At 66.1% G+C, this 19,055-nt stretch carries 13 protein-coding genes; 3 read left to right on the forward strand and 10 right to left on the reverse strand.

What is annotated here, in order from left to right:
* Window positions 1-33: 33 nt before the first annotated feature.
* The 3 genes from ACSSVC_RS02915 to ACSSVC_RS02925 all read left to right on the forward strand — a co-directional run bounded on the left by ACSSVC_RS02915 (window position 34) and on the right by ACSSVC_RS02925 (window position 4,519).
* Window positions 34-954, forward strand: a complete 921-nt coding sequence (locus tag ACSSVC_RS02915) for a hydrogen peroxide-inducible genes activator (protein WP_102881293.1) — start codon at window positions 34-36, stop codon at window positions 952-954.
* 9 nt (window positions 955-963) lie between these two features.
* A complete protein-coding gene (gene recG, locus ACSSVC_RS02920) occupies window positions 964-3,039 on the forward strand; it encodes an ATP-dependent DNA helicase RecG (RefSeq protein WP_346633426.1) in 2,076 nt (691 codons plus the stop codon).
* Between the two features lie 79 nt (window positions 3,040-3,118).
* On the forward strand, window positions 3,119-4,519 hold the full coding sequence (locus ACSSVC_RS02925) for an aminoacyl-tRNA deacylase and HDOD domain-containing protein (RefSeq protein WP_346633427.1): 1,401 nt from the start codon (window positions 3,119-3,121) through the stop codon (window positions 4,517-4,519).
* Between the two features lie 69 nt (window positions 4,520-4,588).
* On the opposite strand, the gene ACSSVC_RS02930 is transcribed toward ACSSVC_RS02925, so the two are convergent.
* From ACSSVC_RS02930 to ACSSVC_RS02975, 10 genes are all read right to left on the reverse strand, one after another.
* Window positions 4,589-4,972, reverse strand: a complete 384-nt coding sequence (locus ACSSVC_RS02930) for a helicase (RefSeq protein WP_102862277.1) — start codon at window positions 4,970-4,972, stop codon at window positions 4,589-4,591.
* A 140-nt stretch (window positions 4,973-5,112) separates the two neighbouring features.
* A complete protein-coding gene (gene tagQ / locus ACSSVC_RS02935) occupies window positions 5,113-6,051 on the reverse strand; it encodes a type VI secretion system-associated lipoprotein TagQ (protein WP_346634804.1) in 939 nt (312 codons plus the stop codon).
* An 83-nt stretch (window positions 6,052-6,134) separates the two neighbouring features.
* A complete protein-coding gene (locus ACSSVC_RS02940) occupies window positions 6,135-7,817 on the reverse strand; it encodes a formylglycine-generating enzyme family protein (RefSeq protein ID WP_404940120.1) in 1,683 nt (560 codons plus the stop codon).
* A 22-nt stretch (window positions 7,818-7,839) separates the two neighbouring features.
* The gene (locus ACSSVC_RS02945; RefSeq protein ID WP_346634803.1) at window positions 7,840-9,042 is read right to left on the reverse strand and encodes an ABC transporter permease; all 1,203 of its coding nucleotides are present in this window, start codon (window positions 9,040-9,042) and stop codon (window positions 7,840-7,842) included.
* Entirely contained in the window at window positions 9,042-9,758 is a 717-nt protein-coding gene (locus ACSSVC_RS02950; protein ID WP_492612550.1) for an ABC transporter ATP-binding protein, read from the reverse strand. Before ACSSVC_RS02950 ends, ACSSVC_RS02945 begins: the two co-directional genes overlap by 1 nt.
* On the reverse strand, window positions 9,758-12,835 hold the full coding sequence (locus tag ACSSVC_RS02955; RefSeq protein WP_492611974.1) for a serine/threonine-protein kinase: 3,078 nt from the start codon (window positions 12,833-12,835) through the stop codon (window positions 9,758-9,760). The genes ACSSVC_RS02950 and ACSSVC_RS02955 overlap by 1 nt, the downstream gene beginning before the upstream one ends.
* A 2-nt stretch (window positions 12,836-12,837) precedes the next feature.
* Window positions 12,838-13,572 (reverse strand): PP2C family protein-serine/threonine phosphatase, encoded by a 735-nt coding sequence (locus ACSSVC_RS02960; RefSeq protein WP_041120394.1) that lies wholly within the window; start codon window positions 13,570-13,572, stop codon window positions 12,838-12,840.
* Complete coding sequence (gene tagF / locus ACSSVC_RS02965; protein WP_041120396.1) at window positions 13,573-14,226, reverse strand: type VI secretion system-associated protein TagF; 654 nt, start codon at window positions 14,224-14,226, stop codon at window positions 13,573-13,575.
* Entirely contained in the window at window positions 14,223-17,729 is a 3,507-nt protein-coding gene (tssM, locus tag ACSSVC_RS02970; protein WP_446439396.1) for a type VI secretion system membrane subunit TssM, read from the reverse strand. Before tssM ends, tagF begins: the two co-directional genes overlap by 4 nt.
* Window positions 17,726-19,051 (reverse strand): DotU family type VI secretion system protein, encoded by a 1,326-nt coding sequence (locus ACSSVC_RS02975; RefSeq protein ID WP_346634800.1) that lies wholly within the window; start codon window positions 19,049-19,051, stop codon window positions 17,726-17,728. Before ACSSVC_RS02975 ends, tssM begins: the two co-directional genes overlap by 4 nt.
* Window positions 19,052-19,055: the final 4 nt, after the last annotated feature.

Raw genomic sequence — 19,055 nt, forward strand, 5'->3', positions numbered from 1 at the left:
TTATGCTTGGCCGCAACCTCATGGACGCCCGCTATGACTCTCACAGAATTACGCTACATCGTTACCCTCGCCCAAGAGCAGCACTTCGGCCACGCCGCCGAGCGTTGCCATGTCAGCCAGCCGACCCTTTCGGTAGGCGTGAAGAAGCTTGAAGACGAACTCGGTGTGCTGATTTTCGAGCGCAGCAAGAGCGCGGTGCGCCTGACGCCAGTAGGCGAAACCATCGTTGCCCAGGCACAGAAGGTTCTGGAACAGGCCCAAGGCATCCGCGAACTGGCCCAGGCCGGCAAGAACCAGCTGACCGCACCGCTGAAGGTGGGCGCCATCTACACCGTCGGTCCTTACCTGTTTCCCCACCTGATTCCACAGCTGCACCGGGTCGCTCCGCAAATGCCGCTGTATATCGAAGAAAACTTCACCCACGTCCTGCGCGACAAACTGCGCAACGGCGAGCTGGACGCCATCATCATCGCCCTGCCGTTCAACGAGGCCGATGTCCTGACCCTGCCGCTGTACGACGAACCCTTCTATGTACTGATGCCCAGCGGCCATTCCTGGACCAAGAAGGAAACCATCGACGCCAGCCTGCTCAACGACAAGAGCCTGTTGCTGCTGGGCGAAGGCCACTGCTTCCGCGATCAGGTACTGGAAGCCTGCCCGACCCTGACCAAGGGCAACGACGGCGCCAAGCACACCACCGTGGAATCCAGTTCCCTGGAAACCATCCGCCACATGGTCGCCTCCGGCCTGGGCATCTCGATCCTGCCGCTGTCGGCAGTGGACAGCCATCACTACGCACCCGGGGTGATCGAAGTCCGCCCACTGACTCCGCCGGTGCCGTTCCGCACCGTGGCCATCGCCTGGCGTGCCAGCTTCCCGCGGCCCAAGGCCATCGAGATCCTCGCCGACTCGATCCGCCTGTGCTCGGTGGCCAAGCCGCCCGCCGCAAGCTAAGCAATCGCAATGACTGAGCTGTCGAAAGTGCCGGTCACGGCACTCAAGGGTGTCGGCGAAGCCATGGCCGAGAAGCTGGCCAAGGTCGGCCTGGAGAACCTTCAGGACGTGCTGTTCCACCTGCCCCTGCGCTATCAGGATCGCACCCGCGTGGTGCCGATCGGCGCTCTGCGCCCCGGCCAGGATGCGGTGATCGAAGGTACCGTCAGCGGCGCCGATGTGGTCATGGGCAAGCGCCGCAGCCTGCTGGTACGCCTGCAAGACGGCACCGGCGGCCTGAGCCTGCGCTTCTACCATTTCAGCAATGCACAGAAAGACGGCCTCAAGCGCGGCACCCGCGTGCGCTGCTACGGCGAAGCCCGACCCGGCGCCTCGGGCCTGGAGATCTACCATCCCGAATACCGCGCCATCAGTGGTGACGAGCCGCCGCCGGTGGATCAGACCCTGACGCCGATCTACCCCCTGACTGAAGGCCTGACCCAACAGCGCCTGCGCCTGCTCTGCCAGCAGAGCCTGGCCCTGCTTGGCCCCCGCAGCCTGCCCGACTGGCTGCCCCATGAACTGGCCCGCGACTATCAACTGGCGCCCCTGGACGATGCGATCCGCTACCTGCATCACCCTCCCGCGGACGCCGATGTCGACGAACTGGCCCTGGGTCACCACTGGGCCCAGCATCGACTGGCGTTCGAGGAACTGCTGACCCACCAGCTGTCCCAACAACGCCTGCGGGACAGCCTGCGCTCCCAGCGCGCCCCGGTGCTGCCATTGGCCAAGAAACTGCCGGCCAAGTACCTGAAGAACCTCGGCTTTGCCCCCACCGGCGCGCAACAGCGTGTGGGCAACGAAATCGCCTACGACCTGAGCCAGCCGGAGCCCATGCTGCGCCTGATTCAAGGCGACGTAGGGGCGGGCAAGACCGTGGTCGCCGCCCTCGCCGCCCTGCAGGCCCTGGAAGCCGGTTATCAGGTGGCGCTGATGGCGCCCACGGAGATCCTCGCCGAGCAGCACTTCATCACCTTCAAGCGCTGGCTCGAGCCCCTGGGCCTGGAAGTCGCCTGGCTGGCGGGCAAGCTCAAGGGCAAGAACCGCGCGGCGGCCCTGGAACAGATTGCCGGCGGCGCGCCGATGGTGGTGGGCACCCACGCCCTGTTCCAGGACGAAGTGCAGTTCAAGAACCTGGCTCTAGTGATCATCGACGAACAGCACCGCTTCGGCGTCCAGCAGCGTCTGGCCCTGCGCCAGAAAGGCGTGGGCGGCCGCCTCTGTCCGCACCAGTTGATCATGACCGCCACGCCCATTCCGCGAACCCTGGCCATGAGCGCCTACGCCGATCTGGACACCTCGATCCTCGATGAACTGCCGCCCGGCCGCACCCCGGTGAACACCGTGCTGGTGACCGACAGCCGCCGCGTCGAAGTGATCGAGCGGGTGCGTGCGGCCTGCGCCGAAGGGCGCCAGGCCTATTGGGTCTGCACTCTGATCGAAGAGTCCGAAGAGCTCACCTGCCAGGCTGCCGAAACCACCTTCGAAGACCTCTCCAGCGCCCTGGGCGAACTGCGCGTGGGGTTGATCCACGGCCGCATGAAACCGGCGGAGAAAGCCGCAGTCATGGCCGAGTTCAAGGCCGGCCAGCTGCAACTGCTGGTGGCCACCACGGTGATCGAGGTCGGGGTCGATGTACCCAATGCCAGCCTGATGATCATCGAGAACCCGGAACGCCTGGGCCTGGCGCAACTGCACCAGCTGCGCGGCCGGGTCGGGCGTGGCAGCGCCGCCAGCCACTGCGTGCTGCTCTACCATCCGCCGCTTTCACAAATCGGTCGTCAGCGTCTGGGCATCATGCGCGAGACCAACGACGGTTTCGTCATCGCCGAAAAGGACCTGGAACTGCGCGGCCCCGGAGAAATGCTCGGCACCCGCCAGACCGGCCTGCTGCAATTCAAGGTCGCCGACCTGATGCGTGACGCTGACCTGCTACCGGCCGTGCGTGACGCCGCGCAGGCCTTACTGGAGCGTTGGCCGGACCATGTGAGCCCGCTGCTGGAACGCTGGCTGCGCCACGGCCAGCAATACGGCCAAGTGTGAACCAACGCTCAGTTAATGGACCATCGGCATAACCAAGCTGGTTATACTCGTCAAATTGTAGAAAAACGGATACCAGACCATGACAGAAGTTGCCCTCGCCACTGCAACCCCACACGCTCCGTCTGTTATCCGGTTGCTGCTCGGCAAGCTGGCCATCAGCTACAACGAAGTGCTCGACCAGCCGGGCCTGCCGGCTGCGCGCAAGGTCCAGGCCGTGCTCCTGGACGACGCCGTCGGCGCGCTGATGGTGCTGTTTCCGCAGAGCCAGCTACTGGACCTCAATCGCCTCGCCGAACTCACCGGCCGCCGGCTCACCGCGGTGTCCACCGAACGCCTGGAGCGCATGCTCGGCAAACACAGCCTGAGCCTGCTGCCCGGCCTGCCGGCGCTTACCAGTTCCCCCTGCCTGTACGAAGAAAGCCTGCTGCGCGAACCCAGCCTGCTGATCTATTCGGGCGAGCCGGGCGTGCTTCTGGAAATCACCAGCGAAGCCTTCAAGAGCATGCTCAGCAAGGCCAGCGCCGGTCATTTCGGCGAGCCCCTGAGCAGCATCCGCCCCAACCTCGATCGCCCGGACGATGACCGCGAGGAAATCTCCCAGGCCATGCAGGCCTTCACCGCGCGGCGCATCCAGCAACGCCTGGAAGCCACCATCGAGATCCCGCCGCTGGCGGAAACCGCGCAGAAAATCATCAAGCTGCGGGTCGACCCCAACGCCACCATCGACGACATCACCGGCGTGGTGGAGACCGACCCGGCCCTGGCCGCGCAAGTGGTCAGCTGGGCCGCGTCGCCTTACTACGCGTCGCCGGGCAAGATCCGCTCGGTGGAGGACGCCATCGTCCGCGTGCTGGGCTTCGACCTGGTGATCAACCTCGCCCTGGGCCTGGCCCTGGGCAAGACCCTGAGCCTGCCCAAGGACCAGCCGCAGCACGCCACGCCCTACTGGCAACAATCGATCTACACCGCGGCGGTGATCGAAGGCCTGACCCGCGCCATGCCCCGCGCCCAGCGCCCGGAAGCCGGCCTGACCTACCTCGCCGGTCTGTTGCACAACTTCGGCTACCTGTTGCTGGCCCACGTGTTCCCGCCGCACTTCTCGCTGATCTGCCGGCACCTGGAGGTCAACCCGCACCTGTGCCACAGCTATGTCGAGCAGCATCTGCTGGGGATCAGCCGCGAACAGATCGGTTCCTGGCTGATGCGTTACTGGGACATGCCGGACGAGCTGTCCACCGCCCTGCGCTTCCAGCACGACCCGAGCTACGACGGCGCCTACGCCGAGTACCCGAATCTGGTGTGCCTGGCCGTGCGCCTGCTGCGCAGCCGTGGCATCGGTTCCGGTCCCCACGAGGAAATTCCCGATGCACTGTTCGAGCGCCTGGGCCTGAGCCGCGACAAGGCTGAAGACGTGGTGAGCAAGGTGCTGGAAGCGGAAGTGCTGCTGCGGGAACTGGCTTCGCAGTTCAGCCAGGCCTGACCCCTCTCGCCGGCGAGCCGGCTCCTACCGGGCGCGTGTAGGAGCCGGCTCGCCGGCGAAGCCCCACCATCAAGCCTTGGGCTTGGCCTTCTTCGGTTTCAGATACTTGGTCAGCCCCTGGAACCAGATCACCAGCGCCGGATTGCCCTTGATCTGGATCGACTTGTCCTGAATACCGGTCATGAACGCCAACTGCTTGTTCTTCGCCTGCATCGTGGCGAAGCCGTAGGCGGCATCCTTGAAGGCAATGGCGAACGCAGGCTCGGGATAGAAACCCGAACGACTGGTCACGCGCTGGTCTTTGACGAAGAAATGTCGAGCAACCTTGCCGTCGAGCGTCTGCAGCTGGAACACCAGCTCCTTGTCACCCAACTGTTGCTGAAAAGCAGGATTGTTGCGGCTGGCTTTGCCCATCAACAGGCCAAGCACCCAGAGAAGAAAGCGGAATTTCATGCACGGCGCCTCAGTGGAGTTATTGGATGGCCGCCGCAGTTTAACCTGTAACTCGAAGAGCGCCAGCCGATCTGTTCGATTACTCGGAGATCGACTGGCGTTCAACGCTTATCGCTACATCTTGTCAGACAATCACTGACTCAGACGTTAGGGCAAGGCACCGGTGCCCAGTCACCCAGGTCCGGGCTCTTGCACATGCTGTTGACCTGAGTCTGGCCGGTGGTCGCGACCTTGTTGCTCTCGGCCTGCTTGATCTTGGCCTCCTGGATCGACCTCTCGGTGCTCACCGCTTCCTGAGGCACGGTCGGAAGCTTCGGCTGCTTGACCTTCTGCACCGGCTGCTTGCGCTTGCCACCGCTGGTGGTGGTCACCTGGGTGGTATCGGCGGTGGCGACTTTCACTACGTCGGTACGCTGCACGCCCACTTGCTGCAGGTCCTGCTCGTAGGCCTGGTTGTACTTGCTCAGGTCTTCGCTGGCACGACCGTTCACCGCGGCGATCAGGTCATTGGACTCTTTCAGGCCGCTGACGATTTCCGCCAGGCGCTTGCGCCCTTCCACATCATTGATGCTGTTGGCCTTGCGGGCACTGATCAGGCTGTCGAAGGCACGCTGGTAGCAGGTCTGCGAAGCACGGGCGTAAGCGGTGCTGCGGTCGATGTCGGCAGCGCTCTTGTTAAAGTCGGCGGCGTAGGAAGCGATGCGCTGATTGTCATCGGCGATCTGCTTCTGGCGCTCGGTGTAGTAACCGGCGGCACCACCGGCCAGAGCACCACCGGCAGCACCGATGGCCGCATTGCGACCACGGTGATCGCCGTCGCCGGTCAGGGCGCCGAGCAAGGCACCGCCGGCAGCGCCCAGGGCAGCACCGGTGACCACCGACTTGGTCATGTCCGAATCAGTGGCGCGCAAGTGCTGCACCGGCTCATAGCAGCTCGGGTAGTACTCGACCTTGGTGGTGGAGGCGACCTTGGACACCGGAGAGGTCGCGCAACCGGTCAATACGGTGCTGAACCCGGCGGCAACCAACAGCAGGTGACGCTTGGATGTTGAAGCAAATGGGTTGCGGGAAAAAAGCATGTTGGTGATCTCGATTAAGTTTGACCAACTCGGTACGACACGAAATCGTCCGAGCTCCTCCAGGCTCGACAGACAGCGGCCAGTCATGACTTCTGACCGGTCGATGCGAGCAGTTCCTTCAAAATCGTCGCCGGGTCGGCTCGCCGTTGCTGGCGATAATTCCCGACATGGCGGACGAATAACGTAGCGCGCGTCACCAGGCTCTTGCCGAGCACCGGCTTGCGATTGAGTTCTTCCTTGATCCGTTGAAATTGCGCCTGGATCACCGCGTCGGTGTAACGGGTGCCCGTGGCCAGGTTGTCGATGTAGATCGCCACCGCCCCGTCCAGTGCGCTGCGGCCGTTGTCGATGGCTTCGGCGAACAGCTTGGCGCTGGGTTCGTCCTTGGCATCGATGGCCTGCTGCTGGCTCTTCTTCAGATTGGTCAGGCGAATGTTGTAGTTGTTGATGGTTTCAGCCACCAGAGCGGAGGACTGGATCAGGTTGCCCGCCGCCTCCTCGCGCTGCTGGGCGATCAGCGAGACGTTGCGCTTGAGCTCTTCGTTGACCAGCCCCAGCTCCGCCTGCAGACGCGGGTCGACACTGGCGGCGATGATGGCATCCAGGCGCTTGGTGGGGTCCTGGGCGTCGTCGATGGCGTCGGTCAGGGACGCCAGACGGCCTTCCTTCTGCCACTGGGCAAACAGCTCCTTGTAGCGCGAACGCGGGGCCGACAAGGCGCCGATGGCCACCCGGAAACCGGTGGTTTCGTTGCTTTGCTCGGTGCCGTCGGCGCCAAACAGCGGGTACTCGCGGCGCATGCCGGTAAACAGCGTGCCCTCGCCTTCCAGGTAATTGCCGCCCTTGACCACGAAGCCGCCGTAAGTGCCCTGGCGCCGTCCGGCGCGCACCAGCTGGAACGACTCCTGGACCATCTCGGCGGCATTGCCGATCACGTCGAACATGCCGATGGGGTTGGGCAGCTTGGTGCCGATCGGCATCAGCCGCGCCGCCTGGCCAGTGCCACCGGCCACCTGATTGAACACGGCCCAGTCCGCCAGCGGACCATCGCTCTCGCTGCCCTCCAGGCGCCGTGGAAACAGCCGCCCTTCCAGCTCCTGGCGACTCACCGCCTGACCGCCACGGGCAGCGTATTCCCACTCCACCTCGGTGGGCAGGCGCACGAAACCCAGGCCGCCGTCTTCGGAGGAACCGCCGCGACCGCTGACCGGCAGCAGGTCACGGTGATTCTTCATCAGCCAGGCGCTGTAGACTGCGGCAAAACGCTCGGCCTCGAAGCGCGACAGCTTGACCTTGGGCAAGCGCCCCGGCATGCCCTCCGAGGCCTCACAGGCCGGGGCCGGCTCGCCACTGGCCAGGGACTGGGCCTGCGCCATTACCTGGGCGTACTGGCGAGCGGTGACTTCGTACTTGCCGATGAAATACAGCATCGGCTTGAGGGGCACCCCGGCACCGGTTTTCGGCAAGGCCGGGCCAATGGTCTTGCTCCAGGCGCCAGGCAGGTCCTTGAGGGTGAACTGGCCGTTGATGTAGTCCCGGCGATAACCGGAGATGAACGATTGCTGGTAGCCGCTCTCACCTTCGCTGAAGGGATAGCCGAGGTTCACCTCGCGGTCGTCCAGGGTGCCCTGGGCCAGCACGTAGACATAGCGGAACACCATCTCGCCTTCACAGGGCAGCGGCAGACTGACGTCGTCCGGCAAGGGCTTGGGGTTGTCCATCTTGTTGCCGGGCTCTTGCGCCCACACGGCGCCAGCCAGGGTCATGGCCAACACGGTGCCGATCAACTTATACATCGCGAATTCCTTCACAGGCTTCAATGCGCGACACCCGCCAGCCGCCCAGCGCGGCGGCCAGGGTGCTGACGCCCAGCGTCGCCAACAGGGCCAGCCCGTAATGGGCCGGCAGCAAATGACTGGCGTACTCGCCGGGCACCTGCATGAACAAATGATTCAGCCCGGCCTGGGCCAGGCCATACAGAGCGCCACTCAACAGCGCAGCGAAACCGGCGCTGTACAGTGCCTGGGCCACCACGAACAACAGCAGGGCCCCGGTGGAAAATCCCAGCAGGCGCAGCACCGACAACTCCCGGCGCTTACGCTCCACCGCCGCCAGGGCACCGGCAAAGATCGCCGCAAAGGCGCCCGCCAGGGCCAGCCCGGCAATCACCCAGAAAACAATGGACAGGTTGCGGCTCAAGGACTGCACCTGGGCGATGGTCTGGGCCTGTGTCGCCACCAACAGGCCACGCTCGGCGAAATAGCGGCGCAACGATTCGACGTCATCGAGGCTGCGGGCATACAGGCGAAAGGCTGGATAGACCCGCTGCCCGGACGCGGCCTGCGCCTCGCCGAGCCAGCCCAGGGCCGCCACGGCACGGCCGTCGCGGTAATCCTCGGCGGCCTCCAGCAAGGCCAGGGGCGCGAACAGGGCATCCCGGGCAAAGGCTTCCAGGGGCAATACGCCCTCCACCTGGACTCGGGTCCGCTGCACTTCGCTACGTCCCGCCACTTGCCGGCCGAAGGCCGCCTGCAGCCAATCTCCAGGCTGTACGCCAAGCTTTTCGGCGGCGGTCCGACTCAGGAGCACGCCACTCATGCTCCGAGGCACCGGCAAACGCCCGAGCAACGGGTCCGAGACAGCGGTAGGCAGCATTTCCACGGTCAGGCCGATATCCCCCGCGCCCCGGGACAGATCTGCCGTAGCCGCGATCTGCCGGGTTCTGGGCAAGGCAAAGGCCACCTCCGGTCGCCGCCCCAGCTCGGCAATGAACTCGGCGCTGAACCGGCCGCCGCCCAGAGGAATGATCTCGCGCACCGCCGGGTCCTTTTCCAGGCGCTCGGTGAGGCTGCTCACCAGCCCGAACTTGAGCCCGAACAGCACCAGCAGCGGCGCGATCACCGCCACCAGGGCCAGCACCGAACAGGCCGACAACCAGGTATCGGCCCGGTAGTCCTGCCAGGCCAGCGCCGCGGTCAGGGACGCACGCATCAGCAAGCCTCCCCCAGCGTCGCGGTGACCCCGCCGTCGGCATCGCGCTGGCAGGCAATGCGCCGCACCTGCAAGCCGTTGGCCCGGGCCAGCACCTCATCGTGGGTGGCGATCACGCAGCACAGCCGCTGATCCCGCGCCTGCTGCACCAGCAGCTGCATCACTCGCTGAGCGTTCAAGGGGTCCAGGGCCGCGGTCGGTTCATCCGCCAGCAGCACCTGCGGACCATGGGCCAAGGCCCGAGCACAACTGACCCGCTGACGCTGGCCCACCGACAGGGCGGCGGGCTTCTTGTGCAGTTGATCGGCGATTTCCAGGCGTTCGGCCAGGCGCCGGGGAATGCCCTCGTCCGCCAGCCCCAGCAACTGCCGGGGCAGGCTGATATTACCGCGCACATCAAGAAACCCCAGCAGCCCGCCGGTCTGCAGCACATACCCCAGGTGCCGGCTGCGCAGCTGCGCCAGGGCGCTGTGCCCCGTGCCGCGCCAGATACCGGCAATGTCGATGGGGGCGTTGGCCGGAACGAACTCAAAGCGCGCCGCCGAATCCGGAGCCAGCACCAGCGCCAGCAGATCGAGCAGCGTGCTCTTGCCGCAGCCGCTGGGGCCGACCACCGCCAGCTGATCGCCCGCGCGCAGTTGCAGCCTGGGGATCACCAGGCTGTAGCGTTGGCGACCCTCGCCGCGGCTCTTGCGCACCTCCGCCAGATTGAGCATCACGGCAGGGTCGACAACGGAACGCGGTACAGGGCATCACCCGGCTCGGCATCGCCGAAGCGCACCCAGTTGGCCAGGTCGTTGTGGAAGGTTTCATACAGACGGATCTTCGAATCCAGCTCGTCGATGAAGTCTTCCTGCTCGGCCACGCTCAGGGACAGCCACAGGTCCTGGGTCATGTTCAGCGACTTGCTGCGGTACGGCAGCCCTTCCAGGTATTCCCCCAGCACGCCGCCGTCGGCCAGGTTGCCGCCCTTGCGCAGGGCCGAGGGGTCGCGGCTCATGTAGGCGCTGGCACTGGCGATTTCCTGGAAGAAATCCTTGGGCGAGGTCTGGGTCTTGCGCGCCGCATCGACAATCAGCTTCAGCGACTGCTGCAGGTCGTTGAGCTGCAGTTTGGTGAGCATCACGCAGACCTGGAACGCCGGCAGCGCCGGGTTGGTCAGGTCGCGGTCGGCGGTCCAGGCGCTGACCAGTTGCGGCGCCTGACTGGCGGATTTGCGACCGAGGAAATCCATGTGCATGGCATAACCGATGGCCGCGGATTTCTCGGCGATGCTCGGCGCTGCCACCAATGACGGCACTGCCTGGCTCTGGTTGCTGCGTACCTGATGCACCAGGTCGGCGAACACCGTGCCGATCTCGTCGACCCGCGCGCCGAACTTGCCCACATCGCCGCCAGGCACCGGAATGTACAGGTCGCCGATCTTCGGGTTGGCGTCGGCGGTCAGCACCCGGTACTGGGTTTCCGCCTGGGCATGGTTCTTCTTGCCGGCGTCGGTGCGCAGGTGCAGGGCGTAGATCTTGATCTGCTTGCCCAAAGCCGCCTGGCGCACTTCCGCCTCGTTCATCTGGGTGCGGCTGTAGGGATCGTTCTTGCGCAGGGCGCCGGCATCACTGACCAGCAGGATCAGGCGTCCGCCGTAGCCCTTCCAGTCCATGCCTTCCACCGCCTGCATGACCCCGGCGAAAGCGTCTTCGTTGAACGAGTGGCTGGAGACGCTGGTGGCCTTGACCTGACTCACCAACTCCTGGAAGCGCTGGGGATCGCGGCCCTGGTCCAGGGTCACCAGGGTCTTGGTCACGTACTCCAGGCCCGGGGTCTTGCTGGTGTTGTTGCGAAAACCCACCAGACCGAAGCTGACACTGTCCAACTCGCCGCGCGCGGCAATCTTGCCCTGCAGTTCGTGGACCACATCGCGCACCTGATCGATGTAGGGCTGCATTGACACCGAGGTGTCCACCACCAGCACCACCGCCGTGCGGAACGCGTCGCCGGCTGCCGGCGCGGTGCTCGCTGGCAGGCGCTTGCCACTGCTGTCGCTGATGCTCTGCGGGCTGTTGCCCGGATCGATCGAGGCGACATTGAGCAACTGCACCGACTGGCCGTTCTCGTCGAAGCTCTCCTTGGAGTCAAAGATCGGCAGCAGGTAGAACTGCTCCTGTGGCACTGCGCTGGCATTGGGTTCCAGGGCCAGCACCTGCTGCTCGTCCTGGGGATTCTTCTGCGCCCTGAGCAGCAGGTTCTTGGCCGCCGCAGGGTCCGCCAGCAAACGCTCCAACTCACTGGCCTGACGCACGAACATCACCGGTGCACGACCGGAGCGCTCGGTGAACTTCAGCACCAGGCTCTGCTTCCAGTCGCTGACCTGCTCCGCCGGCAACCAGCCGGCGCTGCGGCCGTCACTGGCGGCGCCCAGGCGCAGCCAGGAGCGGCCGTCGAGGTTCTTGCGCTGATACACATAGAGCACCGAGAACGCCGGCACCGCCTGGCCCGGCGCAGCGCCAGGCTCGCTGGAAAAGCTCGCCCCCGGCTTGCTCAGTACCCGCTGGAACAGGGTCTTCTTGCCCGGCATCAGCAACGGCCGCTGGCCGCCGTCAACATCGGCGGCCACCGGCTGATTCACCGGCGGCGCCACCACGGCAGGCGTGGTGCTGACAGTCGAAGCGGTCTTGGGCGCAGGCGCCGGGCTGTCACCGGACAGCCACCAGTAACCGGCGCCGGCCACGGCCAGGGCGACGGCCACGGCGACGCCGGCCAGGGCCAGTACCGGGCCACGACGCTGCTCGGAGGCCGGGCTGCCGGCGGGCGGCAGATGGGATGAACGCGGTGGCGGCGGTGTCTCCTGACGCGGCTCCTGGCGCGGTGCAGGCGCTGGCGCCTGCCGGGGAATCTCGATGGACACCGGAGTCAGCCCGGCCAGGTCGTTGCCCGGGGGCGCGGCCTGAGGCGGCAGCGGCAATGGCAACGGCTGGATCAGCGTCGCCTCGACCTCGGAAGTCTCCGGCGGCAGGTTGTCCAGGGCCGTCAGCAAGGCCGCGGCATCCGGATAGCGTTCCGCCGGGTCCTTGGCCAGCAGCTTGCGCAGGATGTGCTGGTAGCGCCCGTGGTGCAGCGGCAATTCAGGCAAGGGCTCGGTGAGGTGGGCCAGGGCCGTGGACAGCGCGTCGGTGCCGTTGTACGGCAACTCGCCGACGAGAATCTCGTACAGCACCACGCCCAGGGCATACAGGTCGGCGCGACCGTCGATGTCCTGGCCCCGGGCCTGCTCCGGACTCATGTAGCTCGGCGTGCCCACGGCAAAACCGGCCTGGGTGAACTGGGTGCGGTCATCCAGGGACTTGGCGATGCCGAAGTCCGAAAGCACCGCCGTGCCGTCGGCGCGGAACAGAATGTTGGCCGGTTTCACATCACGGTGCACCAGCCCCTGGGCGTGGGCATAACCCAGGGCCGAGGCGATCTGGCGGATATAGGTCAGGCCCTGCTCCGGGGTCAGCCCGGCGGCGATGCGCTCTTTCAGGGTGCCGTTGGGCAGGTACTCCATGGCCATGTAGTACAGCTCGCCGACATTGCCGATGTCGTGGATGGTCACGGTGTGCGGGTGCGACAGCCGCGCCAGGGTCTTGCCCTCGCGCAAAAAGCGCTCGCAGAAGCTCGGGTCGGCGGCCAGCGCCGCGGCCATGACCTTGAGCGCCACCTTGCGCTCCAGGGAGCGCTGGGTCGCCAGGTACACGGAGGCCATGGCGCCTTCGCCAATCTCGCCCTGGATGTCAAAGCCGGGAATCAGAATGTCCATGGTCAGTGTCCTGCGGCCTTGATCACGATGGCGGTGATGTTGTCCGGCGCGCCCCGGGTCAGGCCCAGGTGAATCAAGCTGCGCACCACGTCGTTAGGCTCGCTGTGGCTGAGCACGTCGCGCAGTTCGAAGTCTTCGGCGGTCTTGTTCAAACCGTCGCTGCACAGCAGGAAGGTGTCACCGTCCTCCACCTGCAGATCGACCTGGGACAACTCCAGCTGGGCTTCAACGCCAATGGCCCGGGTGACAATATTGGCCCGTGGGTGCACCCGCGCCTCGGCCTCGCTGAGCAGGCCGCTGTCCTGCAGGTCCTGGACGTAGCTGTGATCCCTGGAAATGCTTTCCAGTTGCTCGTCCCGCAGCCGGTACAGGCGGCTGTCACCGGCCCACAGGCACACCGCCCGGGCGCCGCGCACGGCCAGCAGGACCACGGTGCTGCCCATCATGGTCACCCCGCGATTGGCGGTTTCCTCGCGCACGGCGGCATTCACCGCCGCCAGGCCATTGCGCAGCGCGGCGACGTATTGATCGAGGCTGTCCACCGCCGCAATCGCGCGCAGGCTATCGACGATCAGGCTGCTGACGTAATCCCCGGCGGCGTGTCCGCCCATGCCGTCGGCCACCAGCCAGAGGCCGGCTTCCGGGGCTTCGAGCCAGGCGTCTTCATTGATTTTCCGCACCATGCCGACATGGCTGTAGCTGGCGGACTGGTAGGACAGTTGTGGCGCTGAACCCATTTAGACGGCACCTTCTTGTCCGAGCAAAAATTGCGCAAAATCGCTGGCCGGCGGCAGGCCCTGGCAACGCAGCAACATCGGGCTGATGTACGGCGAACCCCGGCCCCACCAGGCACTCGATCCTTCACTGCCCTGGGTCGCGAGGATCGCGCCACGGGCCTGTGGATCACTGACATAAAACCGCTGCAATCCGGCGAAATGGCTACCTTCAGCGCGAGTCGCCGGGCTCGGCGCTCCCAGGGCCTGCATCCCCTCTTCCAGGGCTTCGAAACTGGCGTCCTGATCCAGGGTCGCCAGCAGCAGCTCTTCCACCTGTTCAAACCACAGATCCGGGCCACTCACCAGGGAAGCCACATCGCTTTCAGGCTCCAGCAAGGCCGCCACGGTCAGAGGGAAATAACGCCCGACCCGATCGATGCTCGGCATCACCACGCCCACCGCCGCCTGGGGCCCGCAGACTCCGGGGGCCAGGGCGAACCGCCACAGCGGGCTGACCAGATAGGCGTTCAGCCACTGCTCGCCCAGAGCGTTCTGGCTGGCCAGCAAACCCGCCGCCAGCCAGCTGTCCCAGGGGCCGATGAAACTCTGCGGCAAGCCACGGCTGACAAAATCGCCGCGACTGGCCAACTTGCCGTACAGACCGACCACCGTCATAGCCGCTCCGGCAGGCTGAAGCCGCTGAGCACCCGGCTCTTGAACGGGTTGAAGGCACTGCTGGCCCGCAGCTCGTAGGAAATGCTCGCGCCATCCACCCGCAGCCGCAGGTTGAAGCGGTCCGGCGAGTTGGTGGCCGTCAGGTCCGACTGCTCCAGCAGGCGGAACCAGGCCCATGGGCCGTCCAGGGTGATCCCGGAGCGCCCAGTGGCCGACGGCGGCATGATCGACAGGCGCACCACGCCGATGCTCCCCGGATTCGGCCACTGCATGGCCACCGGGCGGCTCGGACCGTGGTCGTAGCTCAGTTGCTGGCCATCCAGGTCGAGGAGGAACTGGCTGATATTGGCGTCCATGGCCACCGGCTTGAGTTCGAAACGCACCGCCGGCTGGGTACCGCCACTGGAGCGGAAGAAGGCATCACGGATGTTCGAAGCGCGCTGGAAGGTCTGCAGCACGCCGGGGGAAATGCCCAGCTTCTGCGCCGCGCCCGGCTGCCAGCTCCAGGTCGGGGTCGAGGTGTTGACGTAAGGCTGCAAGTACTTGCGGAAGTAGTTGTCCATCACCCCGCCGGTGCCGAAGAACTGGCCGAAATCCTCCAGGGTCGCGTCCCGGGAGCTGCCCGGAGACATCGGATAACGCCCGCTCAGGGACTGGCGATAAACGTTCACCACCTCGCTGACCCAGGCCGCGTTCAATTGGTTGCGCACCCCGCCCATCATGGTGTTGGTGGTGGAGCCCACCACCGATTTCACCAGCCCCTGGACCACCGGCGGCTGACGCTCGGCGGTCAGGCTGACCCGCGCCGCCGCGGCACTGGCCTGGTTCTTGGCCTCGCCCAGCAGGGCATCGCCGCTGGCTCCGACCATGGCACTGACCTGCACGTACAGGGCATTCATGTCCGCCAGCAGGCCGTCGATGGCCGCCGGCTCGCCCTCACCCTTGCTCACCAGGCTGTTGAGATCGGCAAAATGCGCGCTCACCGGATCTTCGCTGCTGGCCACGGCCGCCGGGTTGCCCGCCTGCTCCTGACCCAGCAGAGAACCCAGGCGCTGCTTGAGCTGATCCACACCGCCCTCGACCTTCTGGCCCTGGGCCGCCAACAGGCGTTCTTCCTGTTGCAGATCGGTTTCCTTGGCCACGGCCACCAGCAGCTTCTTCAGCGGCGACGTAGGCCCGGAGAGAATCCGCAGCACGTCCGCGGCCTGGGCCACGCTGGTGATCGGCACAAAATCGATGTCCGCCAGCAAGGCGTCCCACTGGCGCAGGTAGTCCTGGAAGTACAGGCGGCGCACATCGGCGGCAAGGCTGGCGACGTTCTGCTGATCGGCCTGGTCGCGGCCCAGCACCCACTGTTCTTCCGCCAGGGTGCCGGCCTGGTTGAGGCTGGCCAGGAGGAAGCCTTCGCGGTAGCCCTTGACGGTGAACAGCCCGCTCAAGGGTTCGCTCAGGGGCTTGCCGCTCTTGCGGGTGAACACCAGCGCCGCGTCGCGGCCACCGGCTTCGCTGAGGCGGAAGTCCGGGACACCGTCCGGCAGCTTGGCGCGCTTGACCCGGTCATAGACCCGCTGGGCCACCGGCAACTGCTGCAACTGGCGCCGCAGATCGTCGATCAGGCGCTGGTCCAGGCGCGCATTGGGCGGATGCTTTTCGAACAGCGCTTGCAAGTGGCCGGTCAGGGCCTGGCGTTGCTCGGGAGGCAGGTCGCGGGCCAGGGTCCGCTCCCAGTCCAGGGTGATCCAGGCCTTGATGAAGTCCGGATCGTAGTGCTCGCTGTCCGCCAACATCAGGTAGGCCTTGAGCCCCTCGTAGAGGTAGTCCGAGTTGCCGCCGCTGTGCAGTTGCTCTTCGATGCGGGTCATCAAACGCGGGGCGAACACCGCCACCAGCAGCTTGCGATAGACACTGGCGGACTCGGCTTCGAGCATGTCGCCCTGATACAGGCCCAGGCCTTCGGCCCAGCCCGGCGCATCGCCGGCCAGATTGCGCGTGGCGTTGAGCAGCGGCAGCACCGCCAGCACATCGCGCTGGGCCGGGCTCAGGCTCTGCACGTCCTGGCGCACCGGGCCGACCCGCTGGTCGACCTGGGCGATATAGGCCTGGTTGGCCCGGTAGCTGACGATCCACAAGGTACCGACTACCAGCACCAGGGCCACGGTGGCAGCCAGGGCGCCCCGAGCGATCCATTTGCGCCGCCGCTCGACCTTGGGGTTGACCCCCACCAGCCCGCGCTCGGCAAAGGCCACGGCGCTGAACAGTTTCTCGATGAAGTAGCTGCGCCCGGTGCCGGTCTGCCGTGCCAGGTGCTGGCGGTCCAGGTTCATGCTCTGGGCCATGGCGCCGATCAGGCGGTCGATGGGGCTGCCTTCCTGGGTGCCGCTGGTGAAATACACCCCGCGCAGCAGCACGCGCTCTTCGAAAGCGTTGGGTTTGAACACGCCTTCAAGGAAGCCCTGCAAGGATTCCTTGAGCGCGGCGAATTGCTGCGGGAAGCCGTAGATCAGGTCACGCCGCGCCGGGTCGCGCTCCTGTTGCAGGCGCTCCACCAGACGCTCGTTGAGGCGCTGCTCCAGGGCCGCCAGCTCCGCCGGCAACTGGGCCAGGGGGCTATCGCCACTCTTGCCGTCATCCAGGGCGAAGGTCATGCCCCAGACCTGGGCCCGCTCTTCCTTGCTCAGGGAGTCGAAGAACTCCATGAAGCCCGGCACCAGATCGAGCTTGGTGAGCATCAGGTAGATGGGGAAGCGTACGCCCAGCTGGGTGTACAGCTCCTGGATGCGCAGGCGAATCGCCGCGGCGTGAGCCGCCCGCTCCGCCTCGCTGCTTAGCAGCAGGTCGGAGAGGCTGATGGCGACGAAGGCACCGTCGATGGGCCGCCGCGAGCGCTGGGTTTTCAGCAGGTCGAGAAAGCCCAGCCAGGCTGCCTTGTCCACCGCGGCATGGCTGTCCTGGGTGGTGTAGCGCCCGGCCGTGTCCAGCAGCACGGCCTGGTCGGTGAACCACCAGTCGCAGTTGCGGGTGCCACCGACACCACGCACCGCACCGGCGCCCAACTGAGCGGCCAGGGGAAAATGCAGGCCGGAATTGACCAGCGCCGTGGTCTTGCCCGAGCCCGGCGGCCCGATGATCACGTACCACGGCAGCTCGTAGAGGTTGCGTCGCTCGTCACCGCCGAGCTTGGCCTTCTTCAACAGCGCCAGGGCTTCGTCCATGCGCTGGCGCAGGGCCGCCAGCTCCTCGGCGGTGGCCACGCTGTCCGGGTCCGGCGGGGTATCGGCGGCCAGGCTCTGCAGGACCTTGGCCGCATGCCGGCGGGCCTGGATGATGCTAAACACCCGGTAGCCGATCCACACCGCGAAGATGAGAATGATCAGCGCCCAACGCCGTCCTTCCGGTACCAGGAACTCCAGCAGCGGGCCAATGAACCAGATGATCAGGCTCAGGGCGATCAGCCCCAGCAGCGGAATCACCCAGCGCGTCACAAAACTGAAAAACGCCTTCACTCGACCCCCTCCGCCAATACGCTGATTTCTACCCGACGATTGCGCGCCCGCCCTTCGGCGGTGGCATTGGTTGCCAACGGCTCAGTGTCGCTGCGGCCTTCGGCGCTGAAGCGCTCCGGCTGCCCGGTCTTCGCCGCGAGAATCTGCAACACCGATTCGGCGCGGGCCTGGGACAGCTTCCAGTTGGACGGGAAGCGCAAGGTGGCGATCGGTCGGTTGTCGCTGTGGCCGGTAATCCGCACCTGGCCCTTGACCTTGCGCACCGCGTCGGCGATGCGCAGCATCAGCGGCTGATAGTCGTCGAGGATGCTGGCGCTGGCCGAGGCGAACAGTTCATCGCCACGGATGGTCACCACCGAACGGTCGACGGCATCTTCAACAGCCACTCGCCCGGCCTTGATGTCCTCGGCGAGGAAGCCGGCCAGGCGCGGACGCTCGACAATCTTCGGCTGGATCACCGGGCGGTCCAGGGTCTGCACCGGGATCTCGCCCAGGGCATGGATGTTCTTGAACACCGGCTCGGCGTCCGCTGCCAGCTTCAGGCGCAGGCCGAACAGCAGTGCCAGCAGCAAGGCCACACCAATAGCGATGCCGACCCAGGGCGGCATGAACTGGGCCAGGCGATCACGGGCCACGGTGACCCCGCGCCAATGGGGCGAGAGCTCGCGCTCATGCTCGCCACGGGCACTGCGGATGGTCGCCGCCGTGCGCTCGCGCAGGGCTTCAAGCTGGCTGCGACCGTCGATCATCACTCGGTAGCGGCCTTCGAAACCCAGGCACATGCACAGGTACAGCAGCTCCAGCAGGTACAGGCGCTCGCGGGGGCTTTGCAGGCAGTGCTCCAGCAACTGGAAGACCTTCTCGCCGCCCCAGGCTTCGTTGTGCACGGTGATCAGCAGGCTTTGCTTGCCCCAGTCGCTGGTGCTGCCCCAAGGGGTGCTGAGCACCGCTTCATCCAGGGCGGTGCACAGCGCATAGCGGGCCAGCAGCACGTCGTTGCGCGGCACTCCGGCGGCCTCGGCACGCTCCTCGAACTGGCGCAGGTAAGCCAGCAGCTGCGCTCGCAGGCTGGCCGGCGCCGGGTGGGCCAAGGTGCTGCGCAGCCGGGTGAGCAAGGCCAGCAGTGGGCCGGCAGCACTCTCCAGGGGGTTCAGGCCCCGGGCCTGACCGGCCGGCAGTGGCGCCGCCGGCACGGCCAGGGACGGTGCCGGCCCCGGGCTCGGGCGCCCAGGCTCGGGCGCACGGCCACCGGGGCGCGGCATGAATTGGGTGCGGTCATTGGCCGGGGACGGCTGCCCTGCCGAATCGTCGAAAGGATGCATCGCG

This window comes from Pseudomonas sp. E1BtOHC1 (genome assembly GCF_058744285.1).

Coding starts and splice junctions, on each gene's coding strand:
- ACSSVC_RS02915 (WP_102881293.1), top strand. CDS start 34: ATGACTCTCACAGAATTACGCTACATCGTTACCCTCGCCCAAGAGCAG.
- recG (WP_346633426.1), top strand. CDS start 964: ATGACTGAGCTGTCGAAAGTGCCGGTCACGGCACTCAAGGGTGTCGGC.
- ACSSVC_RS02925 (WP_346633427.1), top strand. CDS start 3,119: ATGACAGAAGTTGCCCTCGCCACTGCAACCCCACACGCTCCGTCTGTT.
- ACSSVC_RS02930 (WP_102862277.1), bottom strand. CDS start 4,972: ATGAAATTCCGCTTTCTTCTCTGGGTGCTTGGCCTGTTGATGGGCAAA.
- tagQ (WP_346634804.1), bottom strand. CDS start 6,051: ATGCTTTTTTCCCGCAACCCATTTGCTTCAACATCCAAGCGTCACCTG.
- ACSSVC_RS02940 (WP_404940120.1), bottom strand. CDS start 7,817: ATGACCCTGGCTGGCGCCGTGTGGGCGCAAGAGCCCGGCAACAAGATG.
- ACSSVC_RS02945 (WP_346634803.1), bottom strand. CDS start 9,042: ATGCGTGCGTCCCTGACCGCGGCGCTGGCCTGGCAGGACTACCGGGCC.
- ACSSVC_RS02950 (WP_492612550.1), bottom strand. CDS start 9,758: ATGCTCAATCTGGCGGAGGTGCGCAAGAGCCGCGGCGAGGGTCGCCAA.
- ACSSVC_RS02955 (WP_492611974.1), bottom strand. CDS start 12,835: ATGGACATTCTGATTCCCGGCTTTGACATCCAGGGCGAGATTGGCGAA.
- ACSSVC_RS02960 (WP_041120394.1), bottom strand. CDS start 13,572: ATGGGTTCAGCGCCACAACTGTCCTACCAGTCCGCCAGCTACAGCCAT.
- tagF (WP_041120396.1), bottom strand. CDS start 14,226: ATGACGGTGGTCGGTCTGTACGGCAAGTTGGCCAGTCGCGGCGATTTT.
- ACSSVC_RS02975 (WP_346634800.1), bottom strand. CDS start 19,051: ATGCATCCTTTCGACGATTCGGCAGGGCAGCCGTCCCCGGCCAATGAC.